Here is a 24857-nt window from a genome sequence, read left to right as displayed (position 1 = left end):
AATTTCGGCCCTTGGGCAAGCGCAATCCCGCGCAAATCCTGGCCAGAATGCGGCCGGGACAAGCATGAAATTTGTTCTGGATCACAGACGCAGTTTCCCTTGCGGCTCTAATCGCACTTGCGCCGGCGCGGGGGGCTGATTATCCCACCCGCAAAAGGTGCGTATCGGCAGCGGGCCGAAAATGCGTGCGATAAATGGGGCTGGGAATGGACGACCGTTTCAATACGATCGCAGGATGGACCTTGTTTGGTGGTATCGTGGCCCTTGGCCTTTCAACGTTGTCCGCCCATTATTTTCTTGCTGACAAGCACGAACGCCCGGAAAAGATGGGCTATGCCATCGCCGGGGTAGAGCCGGAAGGCGGCGCTGCAGCGGCCGCTGTGGTCGAGCCGATCGCCAACCGCCTGGCCAAGGCCGATGCCGCCAAGGGCGAGGCGATCTTTGCCAAGTGCAAGGCCTGCCACACGATCGACCAGGGCGCGGCCAACGGCATTGGCCCCAATCTGTGGGGCGTGGTGGGCGATGCCCGTGCCGAAGGGCGCGGCGGCTATGCCTTCTCCGATTCGCTCAAGTCCAAGACCGGCAAGTGGGATTTCGCGTCGCTGGATGAATGGCTGACCAATCCCAAGAAGTTTGCCGACGGCACCAAGATGTCGTTCGCGGGCCTGTCCGATCCGATGGATCGCGCCAACGTGATTCTCTATCTCAACTCCAAGGGCTCCAACCTGCCCCTGCCCGCGCCCGAAGCGGTGCCGGCAGCTGGCGCGGCCCCGGCGGGCGCAGCCGCCCCGGTAGCAATGGTTGGCGATGCGGCCAAGGGCGAGAAGGTCTTTGCCAAGTGCATGGCCTGCCACACCATCGAGCAGGGCGGCGCCAACGGCATCGGCCCCAACCTCTATGGCGTGGCCGGTGATGCCATTGCCGAGGGCCGGGGCGGCTATGCCTTCTCCGATGCGCTCAAGGCACACAAGGGCGTGTGGGACCAGGCCACGCTGGACCAGTGGCTGAGCGGCCCGGCCAAGTTCGCGCAGGGCACCAAGATGACCTTTGCCGGCCTCACCAGCGCGCAGGACCGCGCCGACGTGATCGCCTATCTCAACAGCAAGGGTGGCAAGCTGACCCTGGGCGCAGCACCGGCGGCCGCGCCGGCCAAGTAAGCATCCCTGGACTGACGTTGACCCGGAAACCCCGCCTGCCCGCCAGGCGGGGTTTCTTCTTTGGCGCGCAGCGCTAAGGCTCGCGCCATGTCTTCGCTTGCGTCTCTGGCCAGCCGCCTTTCGCTGCCCACCACCGCCACGGCCCCGTTCTGCCCGTCAGAGGTGCGCGGCACCGTCGCCGTCGCCCCACAAGGCCCGTGGTGGCGCGTGCTGTGGCAGGCGGCGGGGCCCGGCCTGCTGGTGGCCGTGGGCTATATGGACCCGGGCAACTGGGCCACCGATATCGCCGCGGGATCGCAGTTCGGCCATGGCCTGCTGTTCGTCGTCCTGGCCTGCGGGCTGGCGGCAATCGTGCTGCAATCGCTGGCGATGCGGGTGGGCCTGGCGAGCGGCCAGGATCTGGCCCAGCTTGCCCGCCGCCATTACGCACCGGCGGTCTGCCGCGTGCTGTGGCTGCTGGCCGAACTGGCGATCATTGCCACTGACATTGCCGAAGTGCTGGGCGCGGCGCTGGCGCTGCACCTGCTGTTCCGCGTGCCGCTGTGGGTGGGTGTGCTGCTGACCGGGCTGGATACGCTGATCGTGCTTGGCCTCAAGGGCCATGGCTTTCGCCAGCTCGAGGCGATCGTGCTGGGCCTGATCGCCACGATCACATTGTGCTTTGGCGTGCAACTGGCGATCGTCGGGGTGGATGGTGCCGCGCTGGCCGCCGGCGCCGTGCCCGATCTGGCGCGCCTCGCTCAGCCCGGCGCGCTCGTGCTGGCGATCGGCATCCTGGGGGCGACAGTCATGCCCCACAATCTCTACCTGCATTCCAGCGTGGTGCAGACGCGGCTGGGCGATCGGTCAGAGCAGGGCACGCGCCGCGCCCTGCGCCTGGCTGGCGCCGATACAGTGGTCTCGCTGCTGCTGGCAACACTCGTCAACGTGGCGATCCTGGTGCTGGCGGCAGAAGCCTTCCACGGCCATGGCCATCGCGATGTCGGCTCGATCGAGGATGCCTGGCGGCTGCTGGCGCCGATCACCGGGGCGGGCCTGGCGCCACTGCTGTTCGGGGTGGCGCTGCTCGCCGCCGGGCAAAGCGCCACGTTCACCGGCACTGTGGCGGGTCAGGTGGTGCTGGAGGGTTTCCTCAACCTCAAGATTCCCTGCTGGCAGCGCCGCATCCTGACCCGCGCGCTGGCGATCGTGCCAGCGCTGGCCGGGGTGCTGTGGCTGGGCCAGGGCGCGGTGGGGAAATTGCTGGTGGCCACGCAGGTCGTGCTGTCGCTGCAATTGCCGTTCGCGATCTGGCCGCTGCTGCGCTTTGCCGGCAACCGCCAGGTGATGGGCCGCTTCGCCGCGTCGCGGCTCATGCTCGCGATCGGCTGGCTGCTGTTCGCGCTGATCCTGGCGGCCAATCTCGCGCTTGTTGCCGGGCTGTGAAGGGGGCGCGTTGCCCCCTTCACCCCTGCCTTACGCGGCCGAGGCGTTGACGCCCATGCTGGTGAGGTAGCGCTTGATATTGCGCGCGGCCTGGCGCAGCCGCTGTTCGTTTTCGACCATGGCGATGCGAACAAAGCCCTCGCCGTCCTCGCCATAGCCCACGCCCGGTGCCACGGCGACTTCGGCCTGGGTCAAGAGCTGCTTGGAAAACTCCAGGCTGCCCATGTGCTTCAACGCCGGCGGCAGCGGCGCCCACGCAAACATCGAGGCCTTCGGGCTGGGAATCTCCCACCCGGCGCGGCCGAACGCTTCCACCATCACGTCGCGGCGCTTCTGGTAGAGCTTGCGGTTCTGCTCGACGATATCCTGCGGGCCGTTGAGCGCGGCGCAGGCCGCCGCCTGGATCGGCGTGAACGCGCCGTAATCGAGATAGGATTTCACGCGGGTCAGCGCGGCGATCAGGCGCTTGTTGCCCACGGCAAAGCCCACGCGCCAGCCGGCCATGGAAAAGGTCTTGGACATCGAGGTGAATTCCACCGCCACGTCCTTGGCACCCGGCACTTCCAGGATCGAGCGGGTCGGCTGGCCATCGAAATAGAGTTCGGAATAAGCCAGGTCCGACAGGATCCAGACCTTGTTTTCCTTGGCCCAGGCCACCAGGCGTTCGTAGAATGCCAGGTCGACCGTCTCGGCCGTGGGATTGGACGGATAGTTGACGATCAGGATCGACGGGCGCGGCACAGTGAAGGCCATCGCGCGATCGAGCGATTCCCAATAGCGTTCATCGGGCGTGGTCGGCACCGACCGGATCGTGGCACCAGCGATGATGAAACCGAAGGTGTGGATCGGGTAGGACGGATTGGGCGCCAGCACCACGTCACCAGGCGCGGTGATCGCGGTGGCCAGGCTCGCCAGGCCTTCCTTCGATCCCATCGTCATGACGACTTCGGTTTCCGGGTCCAGCTCCACGTTGAAGCGGGTGGCGTAATAGTTCGCCTGCGCCTTGCGGATGCCGGGAATGCCCTTGGACGCCGAATAGCCATGGGCCGAAGGCTTTTGCGCCACTTCGCACAGCTTTTCGATCACATGCGCGGGCGGCGGCAGATCGGGGTTGCCCATGCCCAGGTCGATGATGTCCCGTCCGCTGGCGCGGGCTGCGGCCCGCATCGCGTTGACTTCGGCGATGACATAGGGCGGCAGGCGCTTGATGCGGTAGAACTCTTCTTCCACGGGCATGACTCGTAATGCTTGCCGGCAGGATTGCCGGGACCGCCCCCTTACGCCAATCGATCCGCTTCGCCAATCATGGGCTGCACCGCGCGCCTTGTTGCAGCGCCGCTCTCGCGCTTTGCGACGCGAAGCGGCTTGCCGCCCGTGCCGCCCGCGCGCAAAAGGGCGAACGTCCATGGTCCGGGTATGCCACGGTGACCGGCGCCAGGTGACAGGGACCGAAAGTCACGAGGGAAAGTTCGTCCATGCGCGAAACGGGTAATGCCAAGACGCCGGTTGCCACCGACAACGCGGTATTCGAAGACCTTTTCCGCCTTCAGGCCGAAGCGATGCAGGCCCTGGCCGCGCCGTTCCTGCCCACTGCCCATGCCAAGGCCCCCGATCCGGGCGATTTCCAGCACTGGGCGATGTCGGGCGCCAAGCTGCAGAAGATGTGGCTGGATTTCATGGCCGAACAGACCGCCGTGGCAGAGCCGGCCTGGCTGCGCATGGTCGATGGCGGCCGCTGGAAGCAGATGTTCGATGAATGGGCAGGGACGATGCCGATCACCCAGGCCGAAACGCAGGCGCGGCTGTGGGACGAAAGCCTGCAATTGTGGAACCGGGTGATCGAACTCTATGCCCCGCAAGGGGCGGTGGCGGCAAAGGCGCCGGCCGACGTGGCGCCCGATGCCCTGCCGCGCCGCGATCGCCGCTTTGCCGATCCGCGCTGGCGCGAACAGCCGTGGTTCGCCCTGCTCCACCAGACCTATCTGCTGCTGGCCGAACGGCTGGAAGACATGGCGCAGGAGATTTCCGGCCTGGAGCCCGAGCGCCATGGCCAGGTGCGCTTCATGACGCGGCTGATCACCGAGGCGCTGTCGCCAGCCAATTTCCCGATGACCAACCCGCTGGTGATCGAACGCACCCTGGCCACGCGGGGCGAAAACCTGGTCAAGGGGGTCGAGCATCTGCTGGCCGACCTGCGCCGCGGACAATTGAGCCACACCGATGGCGAGGCGTTCGAGGTGGGCCGCAACATCGCCACCACGGCCGGCAAGGTGGTGCACGAAACGCCACTGTTCCAGCTTATCCACTATACCCCCACCACCGACCAGGTCGCGGCCGTGCCGCTGCTGATCTTTCCGCCGTGGATCAACCGGTTCTACATCCTCGATCTCAACCCCAAGAAAAGCTTCGTGTCGTGGGCGCTGGACCAAGGGCTGAGCGTGTTCATGGTCTCGTGGAAATCGGCTGACGCCAGCATGGCCGATGTGACCATGGACGATTACGTGCGCGCCCAGATCGAAGCGATCGACGTGGTGCGCCAGAAGCTGGCGGTGCCCAAGGTACACACCATCGGCTATTGCGTGGCCGGCACCACGCTTGCTGCCACGCTGGCCGTGCTGGCCCGGCGCGGCGAGGCCGACAAAGTCGCCTCGGCCACGTTCTTTACCGCGCAGGTCGATTTCAGCGAGGCGGGAGAGCTGTGCCACTTTGTCGACGACGCGCAGTTGCGCTGGCTCGAAAGCCTGGAAACCGATGGCTATCTCGACGGGCGCTATCTCGCCGCGACGTTCAACCTGCTACGCGGGCCAGACCTGATCTGGAACTATGTGATCAACAACTACCTGCTGGGCGAGGATTATCTGGCGTTCGACCTGCTCTACTGGAACGGCGACACCACCAACCTGCCCGCGCGCTGGCACCGCGCCTATCTGAGCGAGCTATATCGCGACAACCAGCTGGTAGTGCCCGACGCGCTGAGCGCCGATGGCACCCCGATCGACCTGCACCGCATCACCACGCCCTGCTATATCCAGGCCGGGCGGGAAGACCACATCGCCCCGGCGAACAGCGTGTGGAAGCTGACCCGGCACCTGGCCGGGCCGTGGAAATTCGTGCTGGCCGGATCGGGGCATATCGCCGGCGTGGTCAACCCGCCGGCCGCTGGCAAGTACCAGTACTGGACCAACCCGGGCGAACCCGCCAGCCTCGAGGCGTTCGTGGCTGGCGCCCAGGAAACCAAGGGCAGCTGGTGGCCGGATTGGCGCGCCTGGCTGGCCGATCTGGACGGTGACACGGTGCCGGCCAAGGGCGCCCGCGTGCCCGGCCGCAATGCAATAGAAGACGCGCCAGGGCGATATGTGCGCATGCGATGACGGCGCCGCAACAAGCCGGGCGACACGTTTAGGCAACGTTGCGCAATTACCTCCAAGATGGATATTGTGCACTGCACAAAAACCTTGACTTCCGCCAGCGCATTCCTATTTTTTGCAATGCAGCAGAGGTAAGGCCGTTCCCGGCTTGAGTCGTCGCCGTGGTGCGACCCTCGGGCCAATCCGGTCCCTGCCTCGCCGCATTGCAGGAGCCGTAACGCCATGGCCGATCAAACCAAGGACGAAGGGACGCTTCCCGACGTGACGCCCAGCCCCGCCCCCCAGGCGGATGGCGCAGCGCCCGTCGTGACTGCCGATCCCGCCCCCGCGGTCGAACCGACCGTCGCAGCGGCACACGCGACGGAGCAGGCAGAACCGACAACCGCCGCCCGTCGTGCACGCAAGCTCGTGACCCCTGCAGTGGCATCGGCAGAGCCGGCGCCCGCCACACCCCCCGCCCCTGCGGCAGAGCCCACCGTGGCTGCGCCAAAGGCCGCGGAAGCAGTGGCAGCGCCGGACGCATCGCCCGTTTCGGAGCCAGTTCCCGCCAAGGCGCGCAAGCCGCTCGCCAGCCGCGTGACCAAGCCCGAACCGGCACCGGCCGCCAAGCCGGTGAAAGCGATCGCGGCCAAGCCGCTGCCGGCCCGGACCGTTGCCGCCAAGGTGGCGCCGGCCCAGCCTGCCAAGGCCACGCCGGCCAAGCCCAAGCCCGCCCCCGTGGCGGCGCGCGGGCCGGGCAGCGCAAAGCCGCCGGTCACGGCACCCAGACCAGGAACCGGTATCCCCCACGCGATGGTGCCGGCCCCGCTCAAGACCCGCGTGAACCATGCCGCCGCGCCTGCGGCTTCCAGGAAGGAACACCCTATCATGACCACCGCCAACGAATTTTCCGACAAGTTCCAGTCCGCTTTCAAGGACGCTTCTGACAAGGCCAAGGCCGCCTTCGAAAAGAGCCAGGCCGCCTTTGGCGATGCCGGCGAATTCGCCAAGGGCAACGTCGAAGCCGTCGTGGAATCGAGCAAGATCCTTGCTTCGGGCCTGCAGGAACTGACCAAGGGCTATGCCGCCGAAGGCAAGTCCGCGATGGAAACCCTGACCGCCGAAATCAAGGAACTGGCCAGCGCCAAGTCGCCGACCGAATTCTTCGAAAAGCACACCGCCCTGATGCGCAAGCAGTTCGACGCAGCCGTGGCGGCCAGCAGCAAGCACAGCGAAGCCGTGCTCAAGCTCGCCAACGAAGCGTTCCAGCCGATTTCCAACCGCGTCAGCCTCGCGGTCGAAAAGATGAAGGTCGCCGCCTGATCGGCACCTGATTCGCCCGGCCCAGCCTGTCTTGCCCACCAGGGCAAGGCGGCTGGATCGGGCCACTATCCTGGACAAGCACCAGCGGCATCAAGGCAGCCAACGCCCCACCATGGCGGCGTGGCTGCCTTTTTGCTTTGATGCGCGGCGCTTTCCTGGCCCCCACCGGGCCCACTGTGTATCGCAAACAGGGCGCGATTTGCCGTTTCGGTAACGTTTTTCGGGCAGGGCTGCCCGAACGCCCCCTTGTCGCGGGGCGGCTGCGATGCGATATTCATGGTTCCGATGCACAGATCCGCTTCTCACTCGGCGTCCGCCGCCCCCCTGCCGCGCGCTGCCCGCGCCCCTCTTGGCGTGCGTCCGGCGTCCGCAGCACCGCTTATGGCGGGCGACAATCGCGATACCGACGATGGCGACATGATCGGCCTGGCCACGCGTACCCGCGCCCGGCCCAAGAAGCCCAGCATGTTCAAAGTGCTGATGCTCAACGACGACTATACCCCGATGGAATTCGTGGTGATGGTCCTCAAGCGCTTCTTTCACATGGATCTGGAGCAGGCCACCCGCGTCATGCTGCACGTGCACCAACGCGGCGTGGGCGTGTGCGGCATTTTCCCCTACGAAATCGCCGAAACCAAGGTAAACCAGGTGATGGATTTCGCCCGGCAGAACCAGCACCCGCTGCAATGCACGCTGGAAAAGGCCTGACGCCAGGGAGTCGCTGACGCTGCGTTAGCGTCAATGCAGCCGGCTTTCCTCGATCATCTCGCGCGCCAGGGCGCGCAACAGCGCGGCGAGCCAGGCCATCGCCAGTGACTTTGCCTCGCGCGAATGAGCGCCGGCGCCACTGGGCAGGACAATCTGCGCGGAAAAGCGCCCGTCTTCCAGCCGCCCTCCGCTGAATGCCGCTGCCGGCGGGATCAGCGCCAGCGCCGCACTTTCATAGGCACCCGAATCAGCCAGCAGGCTGACCCACAGGCTGTCATTGTCGCCCGCCACGCCTTCGGGTGCCAGCGCGACATCGCCCAGGGCGCGCAGCGTGCGTTCAAAGCCCAGGCGCTGTTCATCGGGCGCCAGGGTTTCGCAACGATCGGCCAGCGCTGTCAATTCCTCGGGCCGGGCGCTGCACCGCGCCAGCCGCCCTTGCCACCACTGTGATCCAGACGTCACGAAATTCACGGCCTGTTCCCTTGTCCGTGGCGCCAGCCCGGCAGGAATCAACACGGCATGATGGTGCCTTGTCATCACGCCTTCCTGATCGCCCGGTCCAGCGCGGAAGCGTTTTGTCAGTTCTACATCCACAGATGTCCCGCGCCGCAGGCATTTCGGCCTCGGTGCGTTGTATTTTGGCGGAACCCACCGCAGCCATGGGCGTTCCCGATGGCCAGCGGCAACCTTTGCGCCTTGTGCCAAACGCCGCGCCAGGAGGCTCGCGTGGCAGCACTATTATCAATCAAGGGGACAGGCAATAACTTTAGTTATTAAACGCCCCTTTGTCACGGCAGGGGCAGCCAGCCCCGCTGGTGCGGCATTTTCGCCTTTCGCATCGCCGCGAAGCGGGCTAACCGACACGGACACCTGCACGGCGCCCCCGGGCGACGTTGCTTGCCCCTTGACGCCCACACGGTGAAACGCCCGAACGTGAAATTCCTCAGCGCCATCGACAGGTACATCGCCCGCCTGGTGATCGTGCCCATGCTGGCCGTGTTCGTCCTGGCAGCATCGCTGCTGGTGCTGGACAAGATGCTGCGGCTGTTTGACTTTGTCGCCACCGAGGGCGGGCCGGTCACGGTCGTGTTCAAGATGCTGATCAACCTCTTCCCGGAATATGCGAGCCTCGCCATTCCGCTGGGGCTGATGCTCGGCATCCTGTTCGCCTTCCGCAAACTGGCGACCAGTTCGGAACTCGACGTGATGCGCGCGGTGGGCCTGTCCTATACCCGCCTGCTGCGGGTGCCCTATCTCTTCACGCTGGTTCTGGCTGGGGTCAACCTGCTGATCGTGGGCTATATCCAGCCCCTGAGTCGCTACTACTACGAGGAATTGCAGTACGAGCTGGGCTCTGGCGCGCTGGGTGCCTCGATCAAGGTAGGGGAATTCAACGCGTTGCAGGATCGCACCGCACTGCGCGTCGATTCCAGCCGCGACGACGGGCGCGATCTGGAGGGTATCTTTGCCCGCCTGGTCACGCCCAAGGGCCAGACCATGACCATCTCCGCCCGCGAGGGGCAGTTCTTTGCCAACCGCGAGAACCGCGACACGATCATCCTGCGCTTGACCGACGGCCAGATCGTCCAGGATGGGCCCGACCTGGCCTCGCCGCGCGTGCTGACCTTCGCGTCACACGATCTGCCGATCGACCTGCCCAAGATCGCCCAGTTCCGCCAGCGCGGCGACAAGGACCGCGAATACATCCTGCCCGAGCTGCTCAAGATTGGCTGGAACAAGGCCTATTCGCAGGACATGCGCAACAAGAGCAAGGCCAGCCTCAACTACCGCCTGGTGGAAGTGGTGATGATGTTCCTGCTGCCGCTGCTGGCCGTGGCCCTGGCCGTCCCGCCCAAGCGCTCCACGTCGGCGCTGGGTGTGTTCCTGTCCATCGTGATGGTGGTGGCTTATCACAAGGTCAACGAATATGGGCAGGATGTCGCCAGCCTGGGCCGGCTTGATCCTGCCCTGGCGCTATGGGGACCGTTCGCGCTCTTTGCCGCACTGATCATCTGGATGTACTGGCGCCTGGCCTATGTGCCCGGTGGCCAGCCGATCGGCGCGCTCGAAACCGCCTTTGCCAAGGTTGCCAGCCGCGTGCGCAAGCTGTTCGCGCGCCGCCGCCGTGGCGACATGATCGACCCGGCAGCACAGGACGATAGCGTTGCAGCTTGATATCTTTCCATCCGCGACGATGACGCGCTACATCGGCAAGATGTTTGCCGCGCGCGTCGTCGCCGTGCTGCTGATGCTGGTCCTGGTCCTGCAGATGCTCGATCTGCTGGGCGAAAGCGGCGAGATCCTGGCCCATCCTGGCAATGGCCAGGCGCAGCTGCTCACCTATGTGGGCCTGCGCGCGCCGCAGCTGGTGGCCAAGTTCCTGCCCTATTCGGTGCTGCTGGCCACGATCATCACGCTGTTCACGCTCAACCAGAACAGCGAAGTGATTGCGATGAAGGCCTCAGGCCTGTCGGCACACCAGGTGCTGGCGCCGCTGTTCCTGGTGGCCGGCGTGATCGCGATCGGCAATTTCGCGTTCAACGAGCGGATCGTCACGCGCTCCACCGCCACGCTCAAGGCCTGGCAGGCGGCCAATTATGGCCCCCTGCCCACCGATACCCAGGTGCGCAGCAACGTCTGGCTACAGGATGGGCCCAACATTCTCTATGCCCGCACGGTGACTGGCGAGGGCAACGCCATGCGCATGACCGACGTGACCTGGCACCGCCGCGATCCCACCGGCATGGTCACCGAGATCGTCCGCTCCCCGGCCGCCACCTATGCCAATCCCGGCTGGCGCCTGACCCGGCCGACCACGTTTGACGTGCAGAGCGCGCGGCGCACCCAGGACAATGGCGATGCCGTGTTCGCCACCGGGGTTACCCCCACCCAGATCCTGATCCGCAAGGCCGATGCCGATGCCGAATCGCTGTGGCACCTGACCGGCTCGATCCAGGCGATCCGCGCTGCCGGGCACAGCACCAGCGAGCTGGAAAGCCGCTGGTGGCACAAGATTTCCGGCCCGCTGTCGGCCATGCTCATGCCGCTGCTCGGCGCGGTGGCCGGCTTTGGCCTGGCCCGCTCGGGCCAGCTGTTCATGCGCGCGGTGATCGGCATGGCGCTGGGCTTTGCCTATTTCGTGGTCGACAATGCCGCGCTCGCCATGGGCAGCTTTGGCGGATACCCGCCGCTGATCGCGGCCTGGGCGCCGTTCGTGCTGTTCTTCCTGATTGGCGAGGCCGTGCTGATCCGCACCGAGGAATGAAAAAAGCCCCACGCCGGACAAGACCGGCGCGGGGCTTTTTCAGGGCGCGACTGCTGGTGAAACGTCAGCCCTTGGCGCGCGTGCCCATGGTCGAGCGCACCAGCCGCGCGAGCAGCGGGAACAGCCCGGCATAGTTGGCCCGCTCATAGGTCGACTGCAGACCGAGATGGGCGCGCAGGCGGCGGTGGCATTCGGCCAGCGAGTGATAGGGCATCGACGGCAGCAGGTGGTGCAGCGCGTGATAGCGCAGGCCCACCGGCGCCCACATCGCGCCCCATACGCCCGGCGGCGGCACGTTGACCGAATCGAGATATTGCCCGGTCACGGTCATCTGCTCGCCTTCGTTCTCCCACAGGTGGGCCACCAGCGTGCGCACCTGATTGAGCAGCGCGGCCAGCGCGATCACGCCCAGCGCGATCAGCAGCGGCAGCCAGCCATGCGTGGCCGACCAGCCCAGCACGGCCCAGGCCCACAGCGTGGCGCCCAGTTCCTGCCAGAACACCATGCGCGCCATGGCGCCTTCCGGCTTGCGCCGGCGGAAGCCGGGATTGATCGAGAGCGAAGAGGCACGCTCCCACACCAGCGTGCGCAGCGGCGGCACGATCACGCCCAGCGGCACCAGCACGGCCGAACGCAGCAAGAGGCCGACCGGCAGCAGCAGCGCGGTGGCGGTGAACAGCGGCAGCGACCAGGGCTTCATCAGCGCCAGCGGCAGATATTCCGGGTCTTCGCTGGTGCCATAGCGGATGCGCGAATGGTGCAGCGAATGCACGCCTTCATACATGAACGAGGGCATCAGCACCGGAATGCCAACCACCAGATTCCAGACGAAGCGGAAACCCGGCAGGGCATCGCGATGCATATGCGTCAGTTCATGGATGAACAGCAGCGCGCGATAGAGCGCGAGGGCCGAGAACACCCCGAGCGCCACGACCACGCCCCAGTTGCCGCCGCGCAGCGCGGTGGCAATCGCCAGGCCCAGCGCGCCATAGCCGAGCAGCGCCGACACCAGCATGTCGGGCCAATAGATTTCCGGCCGGGCGCGGGCGATATCCCGCGTCAATTCGGCCGCAGCGCGCAGCATCTCCTTGTCCTCGGGCGTGCCGGCAAGGCCGGGCGCGCGATGGGCAGGCGTGGACGTCGCAGCGGGGAGCGTGGCAGCTGGCGCAGCGGAGGCCGCAGCAGCAGGTGCGTCGCTCTGTTCAGCAAATTCGGTGACAAGCATGGCAAAAACGGTTCCCAAGAAACCCATGTTACACCAGGCAAAAAACCTGCCTGGCGGGTGATCGCCGGTCCGCCTGGGCTCGTCCGGCTTGACAAGTCACCGGATAGCACCGCAGGCATCCGGGACAGCGCGCGTATAACTCAAAACAAAGGCGATATCGTGGCAGGCGAAGTAGTCATCACCCCCGTTGCAAACAAGGCCGAACGGGCCGCCTTTGTCGATCTGGCCTATCGCATCAACGCATCTGACCCCAACTGGGTGCCGCCGCTGCGCATGGAAGCGATGGAACTGATCACTCCGGGCAAGAACCCGTTCTTCGAACACGCCGATGTGCAGCTGTTCCTGGCGCGGCGCGACGGGCGCATCGTTGGCCGCATTTCCGCCCATATCGATCACCTTGCCGTGGCGATGGACCCGGTACAGGGCATGGGACCGGGCACCGGCAACTGGGGCCTGCTGGAAGCGGAAGACGAAAGCACCGCCCACGCCCTGATCGCGCGGGCCGAAGAGTGGCTGCGCGCCAAGGGCATGACCCGCGTGCTCGCGCCGCTGTCGATGTCGGTCTGGGAAGAGCCGGGCCAGTTGACGCTGGGCTTTGACCATCCGCCCACGGTGATGATGGGCCACCAGAGCGAACGCTATCAGCACTATATCGAAGCGCTGCCCTATACCCCGGCCAAGCAGTTGTTGACCTATGAGCTGGACATCACCAAGCAGTTTCCGCCGCTGATCCAGCGCATCGTGCAATCGGGCGAGAAGAACGCCAAGATCCGCATCCGCAACGTGGACAAGAGCAAGTTCGACAGCGAAGCGGCGATCATTCTCGACATCCTCAACGATGCCTGGTCGGACAACTGGGGCTTCGTGCCGTTTACCCAGACCGAGATCGGCTATGCCGGCAAGAAGTTCAAGCCGATCGTGCGCGAAGACCTGATCATGGTGGCCGAGTACGAAGGTGAGCCGGTGGCCTTCATGATGACGCTGCCCGATCTCAACGAAGTGATGAAGCCGATGGGCGGCAAGCTGTTTCCGTTCAACTGGATCAAGCTGCTGCGCTGGCTGAACAAGCCGCGTTGCCGCACCATGCGCGTGCCGCTGATGGGCGTGCGCAAGAAGCTGCAATCCTCGCGCCTCGCGAGCCAGCTGGCCTTCATGATGATCGAATATATCCGGCGCAACTCGGTGCAGCACTATGGCGCCTCACGCGGGGAAATCGGCTGGATCCTGGATGACAACCAGGGGATGATCGCCATTGCCGACGCGATCGATAGCCACGTCAACAAGCGCTATACGATCTACGAACGCGCGCTTTGATCCACCGCCCGCGCCTGCGGAACGCGCGGACGCAACAGGCGTTGTTCCCGGCGGGTTAGCCTTGCATAGGCCAAGGCAAGCCCCACTTGGGCGCCGGCCCTTGCACCTGCGTGCAAGGCGGCCGGAGAAGGGAAAGCAGGCCATGCAATTGTTCGGTCATCCCGGCGCGCCATCCGGCCCGGCCGGCGGCGGGTTGGGCAATGCCCTGGTGGTCGAGGATGAGGCCATCGTGGCGCTGGCCATGGCCGACAGCCTGGCCCAGGCCGGGGCGGATACCGTGGCCACCTGCCACACCACCGCCCAGGCCCTGATCGAGATGCAGCGCCTGCGTCCCTCCATCCTCGTGCTCGACGTGCACCTGGCCGATCGTGACGACGGCTGGGCCCTGGCGGAACTGGCCATGGCGATCAGCCCGAATCCACCGCTGATCATCTTTTCCACCGGCACGCCGGAAAGCATTCCACCGCACATCGCCGAACTTGGCCACGTGCTGGCCAAGCCCTTTCCACCCGATGCCCTGGCCAGCCTGGTGCAGCGCCATGGCCGCCAGGCCGGCCTGCTCGGCCGCCTGCGCAATGCTTTGACGCGCTGATCACGGTCAGGGGTTGCAGCGCACCAGGCGCACCGCGTGTGCCGCTGTGCGTACACGCCCACGAAAAAGGCCTCCGCCGGGGATTGGCGGAGGCCTTCGGGATCGTATCACCAGCCGCTTGGACGGGAGGGGGGGTCTCGGCGGTGACATGCCTTTAACGGGGTGCCCCGAAATCGGTTCCCACCGCGCCGAAAAAAATCGGCATTATTTTGCAATTTCGCCCCAATCCCCCAAATCCTCGAGCCAAGCACCTTAGATGTAAGGTCTTTTCGGCAAGCCCTGGGGATCGAAACCAACCATCGCCCGCACATTGTCCAGGCGGGGAATGTGGATGCCCGTGCCCATCCAATCCACCTGGCCAGCCTTGCGCAGCGCCTGCAACGTGCGGTTGGTATGCACCAGCGACAGGCCCAGCATATCGGCCACCTGGCCCTGCGTGATCGGCACGCGCAACGTGGCAGACGGGCCGATCTGCGGCGCGATGCCGGTCTGCAAGCCGCGCTCCACCAGCCACAACGCCAGATAGGCCACGCGCTCGCGCGCCGGGCGCTGGCCCAGCGCCACCAGGTGCTGCTCCAACGCATCTTCCTCGCGCGCCGAAAGCCAGATCACGTCATAGGCAAAGCGGGGTTGCGCCGTAACCAGTTCCATGAAGCGATCGCGCGGGAACATGCACAGCCGCGTATCGGTGAGCGCGGTGACGCCATGGCTCATCTCGCCATCGAATGCGGCCTGCAGACCGACCAGATCGCCCGGAAACATGATGTTGACCACCTGCCGGCGCCCATCCTCGAGCAGGCGATAGCGCATCAACACGCCTTCCAGCACGGTGAAGAGCCGATCGCCCGGCGCACCCTGGCGCAGCACTTCCTCGCCGCGCGCCACGCTGCGTTCGCCACTGCGATGGCGCTCGATCCATTCGCGCTGCGCCGTATCGGGGGCCACCAGCCCGGGCCGATCGCGCAGCGGACAGGTACGGCACGGTTGATTCAATTGCCGGATATCTACGGCACCCTGGCCGCCGCCGGCGCTTCCGCCTCCTCTGTGCACGCTGTCTTACACTCCTGCCTACCCGGCAACGGCCACCCTGTTGGGCGCCATGATCGGGCATGTCCGGTCCCACGGCTATGTCAAATGACATAAACGAGTTCCCGGTTCCCGGATAGAGCGCGCCGCCGCAGGCCAGCCAAGCCCCCCACCCGCTGCCTGCGCGCCGGAGCGCGTTGCAATGATTGCCGATTACATTCTGGTGCTGGAAGACAACGTGCTGGTTGCGATGGAAATCGAGGACGAGCTGACCGAACGCGGATTTCGCGTGGCCGTGGCCGTGGACATTGCCGAAGCCGAAGCCCTGGTCGCGCAAGAGACGCCGCGGGCTGCCCTGCTCGACCTGCGCCTGCCCGATGGCCATTCCGCGCCGCTGGCGCTGCACCTCGTCGCACAAGATTGTACCGTGGCGCTGATTTCCGGGGCAGATTCGGGCATGATCCCGGCCTCGCTGGCGGGCGTGCCGCGCTTTCCCAAGCCGGTCGGCGTTTGGGAACTGGCTGATTGGGCCACCGGTGTGTTCGATCCGCAAAAGTGAGCGGTGCAGCGGCGTGCCTATCTGCATGCCGCACCCGTCGATGCAAAAACGCATATTGGTTCGGGAACCGAAACCGGCGTAAGGCATTGAGGGGTGCATTGCGTATCCAGGAAGGGGTTTAAATGTCGCTGGGCGCCAAAGTAGCTACCAATCTTCCCTATCTGCGCCGCTATGCCCGGGCTTTGACCGGAAGCCAGCAGACCGGCGATGCCTTTGTGCGTGCCACGCTGGAAGCGGCTCTTGCCGATGCAGACCTGCGCAGTGCCATCGGCGAAGGCCGCGTGGCGCTCTATCGAGCCTTCAACAAGGTCTGGTCGAGTGCGTTCGTCGATACCCTGGATCATTCCGGCGGTAGCGATCTGGGCCTGCACGAAACCGCCGCGCAGGAACGCCTGGCACACATTACGCCGGCCAACCGCCAGGCGCTGCTGCTGGTCACGCTCGAAGATTTCTCGGTTGCCGAAGTGGCCGAAATTCTCGACCGCACGCCGGCCGATGTCGAAGCCCTGGTGCAGGAAGCGATCGAGGAAATCGACCGCGAGTCCTCGACCAGCGTGCTGATCATCGAAGACGAGCCGCTGATCTCGATGCAGCTGGAAGACCTCGTCCGCTCGCTGGGCCACGACGTGTGCGGCATGGCCGCCACCCGCACCCAAGCGCGCGACATTGCCAGCCGCGAAACGCCGGGCCTGGTGCTCGCCGATATCCAGCTGGCCGATGGTTCTTCGGGCCTCGACGCGGTGGACGATATCCTCAAGCTGGTCGATGTGCCGGTGATTTTCATCACCGCCTATCCCGAACGCCTGCTGACCGGTGACCGGCCCGAGCCGACCTACCTCATCACCAAGCCGTTCCAGGAAGCGACCGTGCGTGCCGCGATCAAGCCAGGCGCTGTTCTTCGGCTCCAGCCGCCCGCTCTCCTGATCCAGCGGCCACCCCGCCAGGGGTGCTCTAACAGTTCCCTCGGGAAAGGCCGGACCAATTTGGTCCGGCCTTTTTCATGCGCCATTTCCGCGCTCGCGGGCGGCGCCCTTGATGAACCGGCCTTAGACCGGCCGGCCCTCGCGGATGGCAAAAGAGCCACGCTCGCGCACCGGAATGATCAGGGTGCAGCGCACACCATCGGCTTCGAACCGCAGGTCCACCGGATTGCGCAGTTCATGGGCGACGATCTTTTCGATCAGGTCGGTGCCAAAGCCGCGCTTGCGCCCCGCCTTGGGATCGATCGCCGGCCCGCCATGCTCCCGCCAGGAAATGCGCGCGGTGGTTTCGCCCGCCAGTTCCCAGCGCACCTCGACACGGCCACCCGGCACGCTGAGCGCGCCATACTTGGCAGCGTTGGTCGCCAGTTCGTGAATCGCCAGGCCCAAAGACAACGCATCGTTGGGCGCCAGTTGCACATCGGGCCCGCCCATGTCGACATGGTGGTCGGCGCCCTGCGCATAGGGAGCCAGTTCGGCGCGGATCACCAAGTCTACCGGCGTGGCGCCCCAATCCGACTGGGTGAGCAGATCGTGCGTGGCGGAAAGCGCGCGGATGCGCCCTTCCAGGCTTTCGACAAAGCTGTCGAGATCGCGCGCGCGGCGGCGGGTCAACGCGATGATCGACAGCACGTTGGCCAGCGTGTTCTTCACGCGGTGGTTCAATTCGCGCGTCAGCGAATCGCGGATCGAGGATTGCTGTTCGAACCAGGCCAGGGCCACGCGATCTTCGGCGACCTGCTGGCTGACCAGCCGCGCAAGGACCAGCAGCAGCGTTGCCACCAGCAGGCCGAACAGCAGCGTCATGACCGACAGCATGCTCAGCACCATAGCCGGCGGCGCTTCCACCACCAGCAGCCAGCGCCGGCCCGCCACATCGACCCAGCGGCGCACCACCCGGCCCGACCGCGCGGCCGGGCTTTCTTGCGCAAGCAGATCGGCATTGGTTTCGGTCCCATCGTAGAGGCGCACGCCCAGCGGCGTATCAGGATCGGTTGGCAGCGAGGTCCGCAGGAATTCGTCAGCGGCAAATGGCGTGAACACGAACCCGCGCAGGGTGCGGCTGCCGTCATCGCGGCTGGCGCCGAACACCGGCATGTACATGACAAAGCCAACCTGGTCGCTGACATGGCCGGCATGCACCAGTTGCAGCTTGCCCGAAACGATCGGCCGCTCTTCCAGCTCGGCGCGATCCATAGCGATGCGGCGCACCGGATCGCTGGCCATGTCAAAGCCGATCGACTGGCGGTTGCGCGCGGTTTCGGGCACCAGGTACATGACGGGCACGGCATAGCCACGCTTGGCAAAATCGGCTGGCCGCACCGCAAACGGCGGCGTTGGCAGCATGGGCGCACCGTCTGCATGGCCGCCGCCGCTGCGCATCACGCGCTCGACCATGGGCACGTCTTCGCTCGCCACGCGCATACCCCCAGCCGATGCCGTTGACGCCGCTGGCGCTGCCTTCCATCTGCAGCTGGCCGACGAAAGAGCGGAACAGCGAGGCTTCGACCGAGCGGCGCGTGGCGAACAGGGCGGCGGCGGAACGCAGATAGGCGGCGTTGCCGTTGGCACGCCGTTCAAGCCCGGACGAGACCTCCTGGGCCACCTTGTCCAGCTGGGCAATCTCGCGCTGACGGTCCGCGCGCTCGATCGCGAAAACGCTGAGCGCGGTCACAGCCATGGTCAGCGTGAAGATTCCCACCGGCAAGGCCCGCGGAAAGCGCTCGTACCATCTTGGGGCCAGATTTTTCTGGGAGAGCAGTTTCTCCACGTGCCCGTGCGATCCCTTTACCTTGCCATACCCAAAACGTGCGGCGTGCGCCTGCGTAGCCCATGCCGCCTGATCATGCCCGATGCAACGCACGGCGCAAGCACCTGTGCCCGCAACTGGCCGACAATTATGTGGTTTTCACAGCGCAGGACGCCGCGCCGGGCTTCCGGCACGGTCTTGGTGATTTTGCGGGAACCGATTGCGAGCGGTTTCGTTCCACATGCGCAACAACCCAAGACCGATAACCCAAGACATCGGGCACCTGTGATTCTGGCGGCCCCATGGTCTATGCATGGACAAACGGCCAGCCGCGCCAGGCACATCCGATCCGTTCATCCGCAAGACCCATGGGGGGAGGCGAAGCCGAAAGCGAATGTCGAAAGATAAACCTATGAAAAACCCGGGGACCCGACGTCGCACCAGCGCGCGGGCGAACTCGCCCGAGTGGGCGGACGGTTTGCGCAAACTCTACGATTCCGTCGTAGAAGAACCCTTGCCCGACAGCTTCGCGCAGTTGCTCGACAAGCTGGACGGCGATGCGCATGGCTGATGCCCCACGCCCGTCGGCAGACACCAAGGGCGATACCGCTGCCTCCGCCCGCAACGCCGTTGCTTTCAAACGCGAACTGACCGGTGTCATTCCGCACCTGCGCGCCTTTGCGCGTGGTCTGTGCGGCCGTCCCGACCTGGCCGACGACCTGGTGCAGGAAACCCTGCTCAAGGCCTGGGCCGCGCAGGAACGGTTCGAGCCGGGCACTTCGATGCGCGCCTGGACCTTCGTCATCCTGCGCAATGCCTATCTCACCGACATGCGCCGCAACCGCTTTCGCGCGGAGTATGACGAGACGGTGGCCGAACGCGTGCTGGTCGCGCCCGCCGGGCAGGAAAGCCCGCTGCACTTGTCGGACATGCACCGCGCACTGCTCACCCTCCCGCCCGAGCGGCGCGAGGCCCTGCTGCTCGTCGGCGCCGGTGGTTTCTCCTACGAAGAAGCCGCGCAGATTTGCCAATGCGCCGTGGGCACGATCAAGAGCCGCGTCGGCCGCGCCCGCGCTGCCCTTGCGCAGATGATCGATACCGGGCAGCTGCCGCGTCGCAGCACGGGCGATGCCGTGGCACACGATGCGATCATGCACGAGCTTGATACCACGGTTCAGTCTGGCCACTGACGGTTACGCTGGCGGTTCTGGCCCCGGCCCGCGATCGGGCTGGGGCCGCCCCTGCCTGGGCCTGGGCAGCACTGCACCAGTCACGCGGCAAAGCGCGGCCGCATTACCGCCAGCCCCTTGATTGCGCCCCGGCGCAAGCCCAAGACAGCGAAAGGCGAATCACCGCCAGATTCAGGCCGTGGCCCCCTTGTCCAGCAGCGATTCCATCAACGATCCCGACCCCCTCTCCGCCGCGCCGCCTGCCGCGCCGGATGCGCTCTTGCACGCCGAACCGGGGGTGCAGACGCAGCAAGCCCGCCTGCAATCGGCCATCCTGCTGTTGCTGGGGCTGGGGCTGTTCTTTGGCCTGCCATTCGTGCTGTCGATCGGATCAGTCGTGTTCCTGCCCCCGGTCACCGCGATCGTGCTGACGATCGTGCTGGCCCCGGCGGCGGATCGCCTGGTGCGGCTGGGCCTGCCCAACATGCTTGCTTCGTTTCTGGCCCTGCTGCTGCTGATCGCGGTGGTGGTCGTCGCGCTGTCGCTGATCCTGCAGCCGGCCTACGACATGGTGGACCAGGTGCCGGCCATGGCGCGCCGCGTCTCGCTGCGCTTTGCCGAACTGCGCAGCAACCTGGCGTGGATGAATGACATCAACCGCCAGATCGCGCGCCTCACCGGCTCGACCGCCACGCGCGAAGTGGTGGTGGCAACGCCTTCGGTGATCGAGCAGGTGGCCTTCGCCACGCCCAGCGTGCTGATCGAAGTGCTGCTGACCTTCCTGCTGACCTTTTTCATGATCGAATCGCGCATCCGCACCAAGCGGCGCCTGCTGTTCGATCGCCACAGCTTTGGCGCCTCGGTCCGCATCGCCCGCGTGATCCGCGCGGTGCAGGATCGCGTCGCCTCGTACATTCTCACCGTCGCGCAGATCAACCTGGGCGTGGGCACGATCGTGGCCGCAGGATCGTGGGCATTCGGCTTTTCTGCGCCGATCATGTGGGGCGGGCTCGCCTTCGTGCTCAATTTCCTGCCCTATGTCGGGCCACTGGTCATGGTCGCGCTGCTCACCCTGGTCGGTGTCGGCACGGCCAGCACAGTGGCGCTTGGCCTGCTGCCGGCGCTGGCGTTCCTCGGCCTGCATGCGGTGGAGGCCAACTTCGTCACGCCCTCGATCCTGGGCGCGCGGCTCACGCTCAATCCGGTCTCGATCCTGATCTCGATCAGCTATTTCTCGTGGATCTGGGGCACGCTGGGGGCGCTGCTCTCGGTGCCGATCCTGCTGACGCTCACGGCCCTGGTCGATCACCTGGGCCGGCCGAACCTGGTCGGCTTCCTGTTTGGCGAGCCGCTGTTCCAGCCGGGCCTGATCGCGCAGGATGAACTGCGCCATCCCGAAGACTATGCCGGGCACGAGGGTGACATGGCCAGTGACGAGACCGGCCGCCCGTTGCCCCCGCGCACGCCACAAGGCGCCTGACCCAACCGCGCCGCATACAAAAAAGGGCAGGCCGCGCGGCCTGCCCTTTTTCATGTCGTCATCGCGGTGCGATGATCAGGCCGGATAGGCCCAGAGCGAACCGCGGCCGAGGTTTTCGGCGGCAAAGCCCCAGTTCAGGTGCTTTTCGATCACGCCCTTGAGATAGTCGGGACGCAGGTTCTTGTAATCGACGTAGTAGGCGTGTTCCCACAGGTCGATCACCAGCAGCGGGTTGCCGCCGAGGTCGGAATAGGTGGCAGCGTCGTGGGTCTGTTCGACCACCAGCTTGCCATCCTTGGCCACCAGCCACACCCAGCCCGAGGCAAAGTGCGCGGCGCCCTGCGCGGCCAGTTCAGCCTTGAGCGCATCGAGCGAGCCGAACGAGGCTTCGATCGCGGCAGCAAGGTCGCCGGTGGGTTCGCTGGTTTCCGGGGTCAGGCTGTGCCAGTAGAAACCGTGGTTCCAGGTCTGGGCAGAGTTGTTGAACAGGCCCTTGTCACCCTTGGCCTGTGCGGCGGCCACGATGTCTTCCAGGCTCTTGTCGGCCAGATCGGTGCCGTCGATGGCGGCATTGGTCTTGTCGACATAGGCCTTGTGATGCTTGCCGTGGTGGGTCTGCAGGGTCACTGCCGAGATCGTGGGGTCCAGCGCGCTGTCGGCATAGGGCAGCGGGAGAAGGGAAATCGCCATGGTCGCTCCGTTTCGTCAGGGAAAATCGGCAATGCCAAACCAACGCCTCAGGCGGGCATCGGTTGCCATTGCGGCCTATGGCATTTGACAGCGATTTCCAGTAAATTTTTCTGATCGTGCTGCAAGCGCAAACTGATCAATCCTCGTGCGCGGCCACGGCGGCCGTCACCGCCACGTCCATCGTCACATTGCCCAGCGTGCGCATCAGATCGGGCAGCATTTCCACCGCCACCAGCAGCGCGAGCGGCTCTACCGGCACGCCCATGGCCAGCGCGATCGGGCCGATCGAGGTAACGAAGCTGATCGTGCCCGGCAGGCTCACCGCGCCAAAGCTCATCACGCTGGCCACGGCAAAGCCGGCCAGCATGTGCCAGCCATCCACCGGCACGCCAAACCAGTGCGCCACATAGATCGCCACGGCAAAGTTCATGGCCGGCCCGGTGCCGCGAAACAGCGCCACGGCCAGTGGCAAGACCAGTTCGCTGGTCGCATCGCGCAGGCCCAGCGTGCGGCAGGCATTGAGCATGGCCGGCAGCGAGGCGAGCGAAGACTGGGTGGACAGTGCCAGCGCCTGCGCCGGCAGCATCGCGCGGGCAAAGCGGATCAGCGGCAGGCGCCCGCCCAGCACCGCCAGCGGATAGGCCGCGAGGAACACCACCGTGCCGGTCAGGGCCACGATCATCACATAGTGCGCCAACGCGCCGATCGCGGCAGTTCCGCTCTTGGCCGCCACCACCAGGCTAAGCGCGAAAACGCCCACCGGCCCGCACCACAGCACCCAGCCGATCACCACCAGCATCGCCCCGGCAATGCCTTCGAAAAAGACCGTCAAGATTTGCCGTTGGGCACTGCGCAGCCGCGTCGCGGCCATGGCGAACACCCCGGTGAACAGGATCACCGGCAGGACCGCATCGGCCGCTGCGGACGTGAACACGTTGACCGGCACCATCGAGGTGATGAAATCGCCGAACGCCGGCATGGTCGTGGCCGTGCCCGCGGCCGCCGCGCCGACATTGGCGCGCAGCGCCGCGCCCGCGCCTTGCGGGATCGGCACCAGCGCCAACAGCGTGGGCGTGAACAGCCCGGCCATGGCCGATCCGCCCACCAGCACGACCATGAACCAGGCCAGCGCGCGCCGGGCCATGGCCCCGGCGCGGGCCGCCGCTACGGTCTGCACCACGCCGGTGAACAGCAGCGCGACCACCAGCGGCATGATCGTGGCCCGCAGCGCGCGCAGCCACAGATCGCCGACCGGCCCGGCCACGGCCAGGATCGGCGGCAGCGCGGCCGGCGCGGCAAAGGCGAGCGCCAGGCCCAGCGCCAGCCCGCCGACCAGCCCCAGGAAAATCCACAGGGCCGGCACATGGGCCATGGGCGGAAGGCCCCCTTCGGGAGCGGATGACGGATCGGTAATCGCTTGGTTCATGCCATGGTGAGAATAATGGTGTAGGAGGCACATGCAATGGCGCCTTGGTGGCGCCAGGCAAAGGGACAAGATCTTCGCGATGGGACGAAAATTCTTCGGCACCGATGGCATCCGGGGCCGGACCAATGCCGGGGTGATGACCGCGGCAACCGCCATGAAAGTGGGCCAGGCCGCCGGCACCTATTTCCAGCGGGGCGATCATCGCCATCGCGTGGTGATCGGCAAGGACACCCGCCTGTCGGGCTATATGCTGGAAAACGCGATGACCGCCGGGTTCACCAGCGTGGGCATGGACGTGGTCCTGCTCGGCCCGATGCCGACGCCCGCTGTCGCCATGCTCACGCGCGAAATGCGCGCCGATGTCGGCGTGATGATCTCGGCCAGCCACAACCCGTTCGAAGACAACGGCATCAAGCTGTTCGGCCCGGATGGCTTCAAGCTTTCCGATGAAGACGAACTGGCGATCGAGGCCATGCTGGAGGATGAGCTCGACCTGGCGCCGGCCAGCGAAGTGGGGCGTGCCCGCCGCATCGAGGATGCGCGTGGCCGCTATATCCACGCGGTCAAGGCCTCGCTGCCGCACAACCTGCGCCTCGACGGGCTGCGCATCGTGGTCGATTGCGCCAATGGCGCGGCCTATACCGTGGCGCCCTCGGCGCTGTGGGAACTCGGCGCCGAAGTGATCGCCATCGGGGTGGAACCCAATGGCAAGAACATCAACCTCAATGTCGGGTCCACCCATCTCGACGCGATCAAAGCCAAGGTGCGCGAAGTGCGCGCCGACATCGGCATCGCCCTCGATGGCGATGCCGACCGCCTGATCGTGGTCGATGAAAAGGGCCAGACGGTCGATGGCGACCAGATCATGGCGCTGATCGGCAGCCAACTCGCCGCACGCGGCGCGCTGACCGGCGGCGGCGTGGTCGCCACTGTGATGTCAAACCTGGGCCTCGAACGCTTCCTGCGCAGCAAGGGCCTGGACCTGGTGCGCACCGCCGTGGGCGATCGCCACGTGCTGGAAAAGATGCGCGAGGGCGGGTTCAACGTGGGTGGCGAACAGTCAGGCCACATGATCCTGACCGATCACGCCACCACCGGCGATGGCACGATCGCGGCGTTGCAGGTGCTGGCCGCGCTGGTTTCCAGCGGCAAGCCGGCCAGCCAGACGCTGCACCTGTTCGATCCCGTGCCGCAACTGCTCAAGAACGTGCGCTTTGCCGGCGGCAAGCCGCTCGAGGCCGAAAGCGTGCAGGAGGCCATCGCCCAGGCCGAGGCGCGGCTAGCTGGCCGCGGCCGCCTGGTCATCCGCCCTTCGGGCACCGAGCCAGTGATCCGCGTCATGGCCGAGGCCGACGATGCCGAGGAAGTGGCTGAAGTGGTCGACGCCATCTGCAATGCCGTGCGCAAGGCTGCGGCCTGAG

At 65.9% G+C, this 24857-nt stretch carries 22 protein-coding genes and 1 pseudogene; 15 read left to right on the top strand and 8 right to left on the bottom strand.

What is annotated here, in order from left to right; all coding sequences use genetic code 11:
* The first annotated feature begins 206 nt into the window (after positions 1-206).
* Positions 207-1157, top strand: a complete 951-nt coding sequence (locus SCA01S_RS22935) for a c-type cytochrome (RefSeq protein ID WP_084390783.1) — start codon at positions 207-209, stop codon at positions 1155-1157.
* 87 nt (positions 1158-1244) lie between these two features.
* Positions 1245-2582: an Nramp family divalent metal transporter gene (locus tag SCA01S_RS05515; RefSeq protein WP_062783617.1), complete on the top strand. Its 1338-nt coding sequence runs from the start codon at positions 1245-1247 to the stop codon at positions 2580-2582.
* 30 nt (positions 2583-2612) lie between these two features.
* Here the strand turns inward: SCA01S_RS05515 and SCA01S_RS05510 are convergent, their stop codons facing one another.
* Positions 2613-3812, bottom strand: coding sequence for an LL-diaminopimelate aminotransferase (locus SCA01S_RS05510; protein ID WP_054131884.1), 1200 nt, complete (start codon positions 3810-3812; stop codon positions 2613-2615).
* A 245-nt stretch (positions 3813-4057) separates the two neighbouring features.
* Between SCA01S_RS05510 and SCA01S_RS05505 the strand changes: the two genes are divergently transcribed.
* The 3 genes from SCA01S_RS05505 (at position 4058) to clpS (ending at position 7960) form a co-directional block, all read left to right on the top strand.
* Positions 4058-5953 (top strand): PHA/PHB synthase family protein, encoded by a 1896-nt coding sequence (locus tag SCA01S_RS05505; RefSeq protein ID WP_062783614.1) that lies wholly within the window; start codon positions 4058-4060, stop codon positions 5951-5953.
* A 219-nt stretch (positions 5954-6172) separates the two neighbouring features.
* A complete protein-coding gene (locus SCA01S_RS05500; RefSeq protein WP_084390782.1) occupies positions 6173-7252 on the top strand; it encodes a phasin family protein in 1080 nt (359 codons plus the stop codon).
* A 381-nt stretch (positions 7253-7633) separates the two neighbouring features.
* Positions 7634-7960 carry an ATP-dependent Clp protease adapter ClpS gene (gene clpS / locus SCA01S_RS05495; protein ID WP_028657709.1) on the top strand — a complete coding sequence of 109 codons (327 nt, stop codon included), beginning with the start codon at positions 7634-7636 and terminating at the stop codon, positions 7958-7960.
* 30 nt (positions 7961-7990) lie between these two features.
* Here the strand turns inward: clpS and SCA01S_RS05490 are convergent, their stop codons facing one another.
* On the bottom strand, positions 7991-8422 hold the full coding sequence (locus SCA01S_RS05490) for a hypothetical protein (RefSeq protein ID WP_157088861.1): 432 nt from the start codon (positions 8420-8422) through the stop codon (positions 7991-7993).
* A gap of 471 nt (positions 8423-8893) precedes the next feature.
* Between SCA01S_RS05490 and lptF the strand changes: the two genes are divergently transcribed.
* Both lptF and lptG read left to right on the top strand, forming a co-directional pair.
* Entirely contained in the window at positions 8894-10135 is a 1242-nt protein-coding gene (gene lptF, locus SCA01S_RS05485; protein WP_062783608.1) for an LPS export ABC transporter permease LptF, read from the top strand.
* Positions 10125-11225, top strand: a complete 1101-nt coding sequence (gene lptG, locus SCA01S_RS05480) for an LPS export ABC transporter permease LptG (RefSeq protein ID WP_054131808.1) — start codon at positions 10125-10127, stop codon at positions 11223-11225. The genes lptF and lptG overlap by 11 nt, the downstream gene beginning before the upstream one ends.
* Positions 11226-11289: 64 nt before the next feature.
* Here lptG and SCA01S_RS05475 read toward each other — a convergent pair whose 3' ends face one another.
* A complete protein-coding gene (locus SCA01S_RS05475) occupies positions 11290-12450 on the bottom strand; it encodes a fatty acid desaturase family protein (RefSeq protein WP_245652451.1) in 1161 nt (386 codons plus the stop codon).
* A 156-nt stretch (positions 12451-12606) separates the two neighbouring features.
* Between SCA01S_RS05475 and SCA01S_RS05470 the strand changes: the two genes are divergently transcribed.
* Both SCA01S_RS05470 and SCA01S_RS05465 read left to right on the top strand, forming a co-directional pair.
* Positions 12607-13764, top strand: coding sequence for a GNAT family N-acetyltransferase (locus SCA01S_RS05470; protein ID WP_054131881.1), 1158 nt, complete (start codon positions 12607-12609; stop codon positions 13762-13764).
* A 142-nt stretch (positions 13765-13906) separates the two neighbouring features.
* Positions 13907-14356, top strand: coding sequence for a response regulator (locus SCA01S_RS05465; protein WP_054131807.1), 450 nt, complete (start codon positions 13907-13909; stop codon positions 14354-14356).
* A gap of 252 nt (positions 14357-14608) precedes the next feature.
* Here SCA01S_RS05465 and SCA01S_RS05460 read toward each other — a convergent pair whose 3' ends face one another.
* On the bottom strand, positions 14609-15301 hold the full coding sequence (locus SCA01S_RS05460) for a Crp/Fnr family transcriptional regulator (RefSeq protein WP_051146283.1): 693 nt from the start codon (positions 15299-15301) through the stop codon (positions 14609-14611).
* Between the two features lie 283 nt (positions 15302-15584).
* Here SCA01S_RS05460 and SCA01S_RS05455 point away from each other — a divergent pair, with 283 nt between their 5' ends.
* Complete coding sequence (locus SCA01S_RS05455; RefSeq protein ID WP_062783602.1) at positions 15585-15941, top strand: response regulator; 357 nt, start codon at positions 15585-15587, stop codon at positions 15939-15941.
* A 122-nt stretch (positions 15942-16063) separates the two neighbouring features.
* Positions 16064-16865, top strand: a pseudogene (locus tag SCA01S_RS21665) (response regulator).
* 122 nt (positions 16866-16987) lie between these two features.
* Here SCA01S_RS21665 and SCA01S_RS05445 read toward each other — a convergent pair.
* Both SCA01S_RS05445 and SCA01S_RS23010 read right to left on the bottom strand, forming a co-directional pair.
* Positions 16988-18199: a CHASE domain-containing protein gene (locus tag SCA01S_RS05445; protein ID WP_369405405.1), complete on the bottom strand. Its 1212-nt coding sequence runs from the start codon at positions 18197-18199 to the stop codon at positions 16988-16990.
* Positions 18150-18692, bottom strand: coding sequence for a hypothetical protein (locus tag SCA01S_RS23010; RefSeq protein ID WP_327195882.1), 543 nt, complete (start codon positions 18690-18692; stop codon positions 18150-18152). The genes SCA01S_RS05445 and SCA01S_RS23010 overlap by 50 nt, the downstream gene beginning before the upstream one ends.
* 373 nt (positions 18693-19065) lie before the next feature.
* Here SCA01S_RS23010 and SCA01S_RS22085 point away from each other — a divergent pair, with 373 nt between their 5' ends.
* The 3 genes from SCA01S_RS22085 (at position 19066) to SCA01S_RS05435 (ending at position 21320) form a co-directional block, all read left to right on the top strand.
* On the top strand, positions 19066-19242 hold the full coding sequence (locus tag SCA01S_RS22085; RefSeq protein ID WP_157088860.1) for a NepR family anti-sigma factor: 177 nt from the start codon (positions 19066-19068) through the stop codon (positions 19240-19242).
* Positions 19235-19861: a sigma-70 family RNA polymerase sigma factor gene (locus SCA01S_RS05440; RefSeq protein WP_028657704.1), complete on the top strand. Its 627-nt coding sequence runs from the start codon at positions 19235-19237 to the stop codon at positions 19859-19861. The genes SCA01S_RS22085 and SCA01S_RS05440 overlap by 8 nt, the downstream gene beginning before the upstream one ends.
* Positions 19862-20048: 187 nt before the next feature.
* On the top strand, positions 20049-21320 hold the full coding sequence (locus SCA01S_RS05435) for an AI-2E family transporter (RefSeq protein ID WP_245652450.1): 1272 nt from the start codon (positions 20049-20051) through the stop codon (positions 21318-21320).
* Between the two features lie 75 nt (positions 21321-21395).
* Here SCA01S_RS05435 and SCA01S_RS05430 read toward each other — a convergent pair whose 3' ends face one another.
* Both SCA01S_RS05430 and SCA01S_RS05425 read right to left on the bottom strand, forming a co-directional pair.
* On the bottom strand, positions 21396-22010 hold the full coding sequence (locus SCA01S_RS05430; RefSeq protein WP_022675669.1) for a superoxide dismutase: 615 nt from the start codon (positions 22008-22010) through the stop codon (positions 21396-21398).
* Positions 22011-22146: 136 nt separating this feature from the next.
* On the bottom strand, positions 22147-23436 hold the full coding sequence (locus SCA01S_RS05425; protein WP_082350093.1) for a dicarboxylate/amino acid:cation symporter: 1290 nt from the start codon (positions 23434-23436) through the stop codon (positions 22147-22149).
* Positions 23437-23515: 79 nt separating this feature from the next.
* Here SCA01S_RS05425 and glmM point away from each other — a divergent pair, with 79 nt between their 5' ends.
* On the top strand, positions 23516-24856 hold the full coding sequence (glmM, locus tag SCA01S_RS05420; protein WP_028657638.1) for a phosphoglucosamine mutase: 1341 nt from the start codon (positions 23516-23518) through the stop codon (positions 24854-24856).
* Position 24857: the final 1 nt, after the last annotated feature.

Origin of the sequence: Novosphingobium capsulatum NBRC 12533 (assembly GCF_001598375.1) — a bacterium.
Taxonomy (GTDB): Bacteria; Pseudomonadota; Alphaproteobacteria; order Sphingomonadales; family Sphingomonadaceae; genus Novosphingobium; species Novosphingobium capsulatum.
This window is presented reverse-complemented; position numbering and strand designations above follow the sequence as displayed.